This window comes from Mycobacterium simiae (genome assembly GCF_008370645.1).
GTDB lineage: Bacteria > Actinomycetota > Actinomycetes > Mycobacteriales > Mycobacteriaceae > Mycobacterium > Mycobacterium simiae_A.
In genome coordinates this window covers 21,089-27,580 of sequence record NZ_VTZN01000058.1, presented here as the reverse complement: position 1 = coordinate 27,580, position 6,492 = coordinate 21,089, and the positions used below count along the sequence as shown (strand labels likewise).

6 protein-coding genes are annotated in these 6,492 nt (G+C 65.7%); 3 read left to right on the top strand and 3 right to left on the bottom strand.

The genetic code is table 11. The features are described from left to right. On the bottom strand, window positions 1-123 hold a 123-nt coding region (locus F0Q45_RS29210; RefSeq protein ID WP_262490956.1), incomplete at its 3' end, for a hypothetical protein. 18 nt (window positions 124-141) lie between these two features. After that, window positions 142-798, bottom strand: coding sequence for a winged helix-turn-helix transcriptional regulator (locus F0Q45_RS11585; protein ID WP_149654091.1), 657 nt, complete (start codon window positions 796-798; stop codon window positions 142-144). 78 nt (window positions 799-876) lie between these two features. On the opposite strand from F0Q45_RS11585, the gene F0Q45_RS11580 reads away from it, so the two are divergent. The 3 genes from F0Q45_RS11580 (at window position 877) to F0Q45_RS11570 (ending at window position 5,807) form a co-directional block, all read left to right on the top strand. Then, entirely contained in the window at window positions 877-2,463 is a 1,587-nt protein-coding gene (locus F0Q45_RS11580; RefSeq protein WP_149654090.1) for an MFS transporter, read from the top strand. Window positions 2,464-2,697: 234 nt separating this feature from the next. Then, the gene (locus F0Q45_RS11575; RefSeq protein WP_149654089.1) at window positions 2,698-3,447 is read left to right on the top strand and encodes a beta-phosphoglucomutase family hydrolase; all 750 of its coding nucleotides are present in this window, start codon (window positions 2,698-2,700) and stop codon (window positions 3,445-3,447) included. Further along, window positions 3,444-5,807, top strand: coding sequence for a glycoside hydrolase family 65 protein (locus F0Q45_RS11570; RefSeq protein ID WP_149654088.1), 2,364 nt, complete (start codon window positions 3,444-3,446; stop codon window positions 5,805-5,807). Before F0Q45_RS11575 ends, F0Q45_RS11570 begins: the two co-directional genes overlap by 4 nt. A 98-nt stretch (window positions 5,808-5,905) precedes the next feature. Here F0Q45_RS11570 and F0Q45_RS11565 read toward each other — a convergent pair whose 3' ends face one another. Beyond that, window positions 5,906-6,469: a TetR/AcrR family transcriptional regulator gene (locus F0Q45_RS11565; protein ID WP_149654087.1), complete on the bottom strand. Its 564-nt coding sequence runs from the start codon at window positions 6,467-6,469 to the stop codon at window positions 5,906-5,908. Between the last annotated feature and the right edge of the window lie 23 nt (window positions 6,470-6,492).

The following is a 6,492-nucleotide window of genomic DNA, read 5'->3' as shown; positions in this document are numbered from 1 at the left end:
CGTGGCGGTGTGCGGGATCACCTCGGAGAAAACCCGGGCCTCGCGGATCCGGCGGGCGATCAATTGGGCATATTGAGCTCCGAAGTCCACCACCAACACCGGCCGCGGCGACACTGATTCCACGGGCACTGAGTGTAGTGGTCACATTGAGCCCTCCGGCAGCGAGAACACGTTACGCAGCACCTCGACGCAGTGCTGGTCGCCATGGAACTCGATGCGACGCAGTGCCGATTCGCGCTCGGCTTGGGCGGCCCCCAGGCGAGCCGTGACAAGGTCTGCTGCAGTAGCGGTCACCGTCACCGCAGGCTCGCCGTGAGCGCCCGCGAGGCGGCCGTGCACCACGGCAAACTCGAAACGGCGGCCATCGATCTCGACGCGGTAGGTCGCCTTGACGTCAGCGGCCTTGGCCGAGTCGAAGGCCAGCAGGATTCCAGTGAGGAACCCGTTCAGTGGCGACACCCGAGCCCCGTCGAGCGGCCCCAGCCGGTCCAAACCGAACCAAGCCACGCTCTGCAGGATGGGAACTACCCGTTGCCAGCCGACGTCGCTGAGGGTGTAGACGGTGCGACCGATCGGCGCCGGTAGGTCGGCACGGTCGACGAGCCCGAAGTCCTTTAGCTCTTTGAGCCGCTCAGCAAGCAGATTCGTGGCGATACCCGGCAATTCGGCGCGCACGTCACTGTAACGCCGGGGTCCACCCACCAGCTCACGCAGGATCAGCAGCGTCCACCGCTCACCCAAGACATCGAGCGCGAGCGCGATCGGACAGTTCTGGTTGTAGTTCCGGCGGGCCGCCATACTCACAGCCTAGCACGCCAGACATATTTTTCAACTTAATACTTGATTTATTTGTCTATATAGTTTTATCGTCTGTCCATGACAACCCTCCCGCTGTTCCGCAACCACCCGCTTCCCGCGCTTGCCGCCATCTGCCTCGGCGTCTTCGTGATCAGCGTCGACGCCACCATCGTCAACGTCGCGCTACCCACCTTGTCGCGCCAACTCAACGCCGACACCGCACAGCTGCAATGGATCGTCGACGCCTACACCCTGGTCATGTCCGGGTTGCTGCTAGCAGCCGGCAGCCTCAGCGACCGCTACGGCAGACGGGGCTGGCTCATTACCGGGCTTGCGCTGTTCGCAATCACGTCCAGCCTTGCCGCCCAGGCGAATTCGGCGGATGCGCTGATTGCCGCGCGCACTGCCATGGGCGTCGGCGCGGCGGTGATCTTTCCGACTACCCTCGGACTGATCACTAACATCTTCACCGAGCCGGTACCGCGCGCCAAGGCGATCGGGCTGTGGGCGGCCATGGTCGGTGTCGGGGTTGCCGTCGGACCTATCAGTGGTGGCTGGCTGCTCGAGCACTTCTCCTGGGGCGCCATCTTTCTGGTCAACGTCCCGATCGCCACGGTGGCCATCATCGGCGCACTCCTGTTCGTGCCCACCTCCCGCGATCCGGCAGCCCCGCAGGTCGACGTTCCCGGTTTGATCTTGTCGACGGCCGGGATCACCGCACTGGTCTACACCATCATCGAAGCGCCCAGCTGGGGATGGACCAGTACCCGAGCCTTGAGCGGCTTCGCCATGGCCACAACGCTTCTCGTTGGTTTCGCACTGTGGGAGCACCGCAGCACCCATCCGATGCTCGACGTCTCGGTGTTCGTCAACCATCGCTTTTCGGGTGGCAGCCTGGCCGTGACGGCCGGTTTCTTGACGTTGTTCGGGTTCATCTTCGTCATCACTCAGTACTTCCAATTCGTCAAAAACTACGGCGCACTCGAGACCGGTGTCCGATTGTTGCCGGTAGCCGGATCAATCGCGGTGGCCAGCATCCTGGGACCGCGCCTGGTCGAGCGGGTTGGCACTACCGCCGTCGTTGCCACCGGCCTGACCGTGTTCGCGATCGGCCTGGCGTGGGCGTCCACGCTAGACGCGGCCACGCCCTATCGCGACATCGCGATGCAGATGCTGCTGCTCGGCGGTGGCCTCGGCATGACGACCGCACCCGCCACCGAGGCAATCATGGGATCCCTCTCGGTCGACAAAGCCGGCGTCGGCTCGGCGGTGAACGACACCACCCGAGAGCTCGGCGGCACCCTGGGTGTCGCCATCGTCGGCAGCGTGTTCGCCTCGGTGTACTCCCACCACCTCGACTCAGCGTCCGCGTTGGCCGGATTACCGGGTGACGTCAGCAACGCGATGCGAAAGTCCATGGCCGCGGCATACCAGGTGGTCGGACAGCTGCCCGCGCAGCGGGCAATCGACGTCCGCGGCGCTGTCAATCACGCATTCCTGGACGGCCTGCAGATCAGCACGCTGGTCTGCGCGGGCATCGCACTGACCGCGGCGATCGTGGTGGCATGGCTGCTGCCGGCCCGCCAGCAAGGCAGTCAACCCGACGCCATCACTGCTGGCGGATCAGCGGGGATAGGCCTGGCGGGCGCACAGCTCACCCGATGATCAACAGCGGCCAGCGAGGTCCAACCCGTAATGGGGTTTTGCCAGAACCGAATTGGTCGTGGTGTGACCGGCCGCACAGCGGGCCGATTTAACCCGCCAGAGTTGTGGGCAGGCGACCCATAACCCCCGAGGGCAGCGCGTCTTGCCCTATCCTGGCACGCTAGGTGGACGAGGTCAGCTCAGCCAGCGCAGCCCGATCGCTGAGTCCGCCGAAATCTGGAAGCGAGGTCTCCCTTGAGCTCAACGCTCGGTCTGCCGGATCAGGTGCGCGCCTGCTTGTTCGACCTCGACGGGGTCCTCACTGATACCGCCAGCGTGCATACCAAGGCCTGGAAGGCCATGTTCGACGCGTACCTGTCCGAGCGGGCCCAGCGCACCGAAGAGCCCTTCATTCCCTTCGACCCGGCCGCGGACTACCGGCGGTACGTGGACGGCAAGAAGCGCGAGGACGGGGTCCGGTCCTTTCTGACCAGCCGGGGAATCCACTTGCCCAACGGCAGTCCTGATGACCCCGGCGACGTCGAGTCGGTGTACGGACTTGGCAACCGCAAGAACGACATGTTTCAGAAAATCCTGCACGACGAGGGCGTCGAGGTGTTCGACGGGTCGCGGCGTTATCTGGAAGCGGTTGCGGCGGCCGGGCTCGGAATCGCCGTGGTGTCGTCGAGCGCCAATACCGGCGCTGTGCTCGAAATCACCGGCTTGGACCGCTTCGTCCAGCAGCGGGTAGACGGCGTGACGCTGCGCGAAGAACATATCGCCGGTAAGCCGGCACCGGACTCCTTCTTGCGCGGGGCGCAGTTGCTGGGCGCCGCACCAGAGGCGGCAGCCGTGTTCGAAGACGCATTATCCGGCGTACAGGCTGGCCGGGCCGGTAACTTCGGCTTGGTGGTCGGTGTCGACCGCGTGGGGCAGGCCGAAGACTTGCGGCGCAATGGCGCGGACGTGGTGGTCACCGATCTCGCCGAACTGCTGCCGTCATGATCAGCGAAGAGGCCTTTCCCGTTGAACCGTGGCGGGTCCGCGAAACCCGGCTCGATTTGAACCTGCTGGCCCAATCGGAGTCGCTGTTCGCCTTGTCCAACGGACACCTCGGACTGCGGGGCAACCTCGACGAGGGTGAACCCTACGGTCTGCCGGGCACCTATCTGAACTCATTTTTCGAAATCCGGCCCTTGCCGTACGCCGAAGCGGGATACGGGTATCCGGAGGCCGGCCAGACCGTGGTGGACGTCACCAACGGCAAGATCCTGCGCCTGTTGGTCGACGACGAGCCGTTCGACGTTCGCTATGGCGAATTGATCTCACACGAGCGTGTTCTCGACCTGCGCGCCGGGACGCTGACCCGCCGTGCCCAGTGGCAATCGCCGGCGGGCAAGCAGGTCAAGGTGTCGTCCACCCGGCTGGTGTCGCTGGCCCACCGTGCCGCCGCGGCCATCGAGTACATCGTGGAAGCCGTCGGCGAATTCGCGCTGATTACCGTGCAGTCCGAACTTGTCACCAACGAGGACCAGCCGGCGACCTCCGCCGACCCGCGAGTGGCGGCGATCCTGGAGCACCCACTAGCGGCCGTCGACCACGAGTACAGCGAGTGCGGAGCGCTGCTGATGCACCGCACCCGCAGCAGCGCCCTGATGATGGCCGCCGCGATGGACCATGAGGTCGAGGTTCCGGGCCGGGTCGAGATCAACACCGATGCACGTCCCGACCTGGCCCGCACCACGGTGATCTGTGGGCTGCGGCCAGGGCAAAAGCTACGGATTGTCAAATACCTTGCGTACGGCTGGTCCAGCCTGCGCTCGCGCCCCGCGCTGCGCGACCAGGCTGCCGGAGCGCTGCACGGCGCCCGCTACAGCGGCTGGCAGGGTCTGCTGGATGCCCAACGCTCCTACCTGAACGACTTCTGGGAGAGCGCCGACGTCGAGGTCGAGGGCGACCCGGAATGTCAGCAGGCGGTGCGGTTCGGGCTTTTTCACCTGCTGCAGGCCAGCGCACGGGCCGAACGCCGGGCGATCGCGAGCAAGGGACTCACCGGGACCGGCTACGACGGGCACGCCTTTTGGGATACCGAGGGTTTTGTGCTGCCGGTGCTGACCTACACCGCCCCGCATGCCGTCGCCGATGCGCTGCGGTGGCGTGCCTCGACGCTGGGCCTGGCCAAAGAGCGGGCCGCTGAGCTCGGTCTCGACGGTGCCGCGTTCCCCTGGCGAACCATCCGCGGCGAGGAGTGCTCGGCCTACTGGCCGGCCGGCACGGCTGCCTGGCATATCAACGCCGACATCGCGATGGCCTTCGAGCGGTACCGGACCGTCACCGGCGACCACTCCCTGGAAAAGGACTGTGGCCTTGGGGTGCTGGTGGACACTGCCCGGCTGTGGCTATCCCTGGGCCACCACGACCGGCACGGCGTGTGGCATCTGGATGGGGTCACCGGTCCCGACGAGTACACGGCGGTCGTTCGCGACAATGTCTTCACCAACTTGATGGCGGCACACAATCTGGTTACCGCCGCCGATGCCTGCCTGCGCCACCCGGAGGCCGCCGAAGCGGTGGGCGTGACGACCGAAGAAATGGCCGCCTGGCGCGACGCGGCCGCCGCCGTCAACATTCCCTACGACGAGGAGCTGGGTGTGCACCAGCAGTGTGAAGGTTTTACCACCCTCGCCGAGTGGGACTTCGAAGCCAATACCACCTACCCGTTGCTGCTGCACGAGGCCTACGTGCGGCTCTACCCCGCGCAGGTGATCAAGCAGGCCGACCTGGTGCTGGCGATGCAGTGGCAGAGCCATGCGTTCACACCAGAACAGAAGGCCCGCAACGTCGACTACTACGAGCGGCGCATGGTGCGCGACTCGTCGCTTTCGGCATGTACCCAGGCGGTGATGTGCGCCGAAGTCGGACATCTCGAGCTGGCGCACGACTATGCCTACGAAGCGGCCCTCATCGACCTACGCGACCTCCATCGCAACACCCGCGACGGTTTGCACATGGCCTCCTTGGCCGGAGCGTGGACGGCACTGATTGGCGGCTTTGGCGGCCTGCGCGACGACGAGGGCATCCTGTCCATCGACCCGCATCTGCCCGACGGCATCTCGCGGCTGCGATTCCGGCTGCGGTGGCGGGGCTTTGGGGTGACCGTGGACGCCAACCACTCCGACGTCACCTACACCCTGCGCGACGGGCCGGGCGGCGAGCTGACGATCCGGCACGCCGGCGAAGACCTCACGTTGGACACCTCGTCGCCGTCGACCATTGCCGTGCGCAAGCGCACGGCGCTGCTACCGCCACCGCCGCAGCCGCCGGGCCGCGAGCCGACGCACCGTCGCCTTATCAGCGGTCGATAACGCCCAGCGAGCTTTCGGTGTGCGCTGAGGGCGCCGAATCGCACGATTTCTCGCCCCCACCGCACACGCGAAACCGTGAGCGCACACTGGATCCCGGATTAGGGCGGTTCGAGCAGCCGGGCAGCTTGGGCTAGCACTGCCTCGCGCAACTCGGCATCCGTCAGCTCATCAAGACCGGTCGCCGAGCGCAGCAAGGGCGCAAATAGCCGCCAACCAAATTGCAGGGCAAGGGAATTGGCGACCGCTAGGCGCGCGCCAACGTCGTTGTCGTAGTGTGGCCGGACCCGATCAAGCAGTTCGGCCACATTAGGAAAGCGCTTTTGCAGCTGCCCCGCCGGGTAGCCGTCGAGCAGTGTCCGGGCTTGTACCCGCATTTGCCGATCGAGGGCGCGGTCCAGGACGTCGGCCGGCGCTTCGGAATGCAGCAGGCGGCTCAAATTCGTGCCCAGATAGTCGAGCACGGCACCGACCAGTTGTTCCTTGGTGCCGAAATGGCGAAACAGCAACCCATGGTTGACCTTTGACCGGGCGGCGATATCGCGGATCGATGTCGCGGCCGGACCGCGCTCGGCGAAGAGATCGGCGGCGGCCTCCAGGACTGCGGCGACCACTTCTTCCTTGCCGGTGGGCGTCGACGGTCCAGTTGCCGAATGTGTAGACATTCGACTACACTACCGTGTGTAGT

What these genes read in the sequence shown, in the direction of transcription:
- F0Q45_RS11585 (WP_149654091.1), bottom strand. Translation starts at nt 798, where the DNA reads ATGGCGGCCCGCCGGAACTACAACCAGAACTGTCCGATCGCGCTCGCG.
- F0Q45_RS11580 (WP_149654090.1), top strand. Translation starts at nt 877, where the DNA reads ATGACAACCCTCCCGCTGTTCCGCAACCACCCGCTTCCCGCGCTTGCC.
- F0Q45_RS11570 (WP_149654088.1), top strand. Translation starts at nt 3,444, where the DNA reads ATGATCAGCGAAGAGGCCTTTCCCGTTGAACCGTGGCGGGTCCGCGAA.
- F0Q45_RS11565 (WP_149654087.1), bottom strand. Translation starts at nt 6,469, where the DNA reads ATGTCTACACATTCGGCAACTGGACCGTCGACGCCCACCGGCAAGGAA.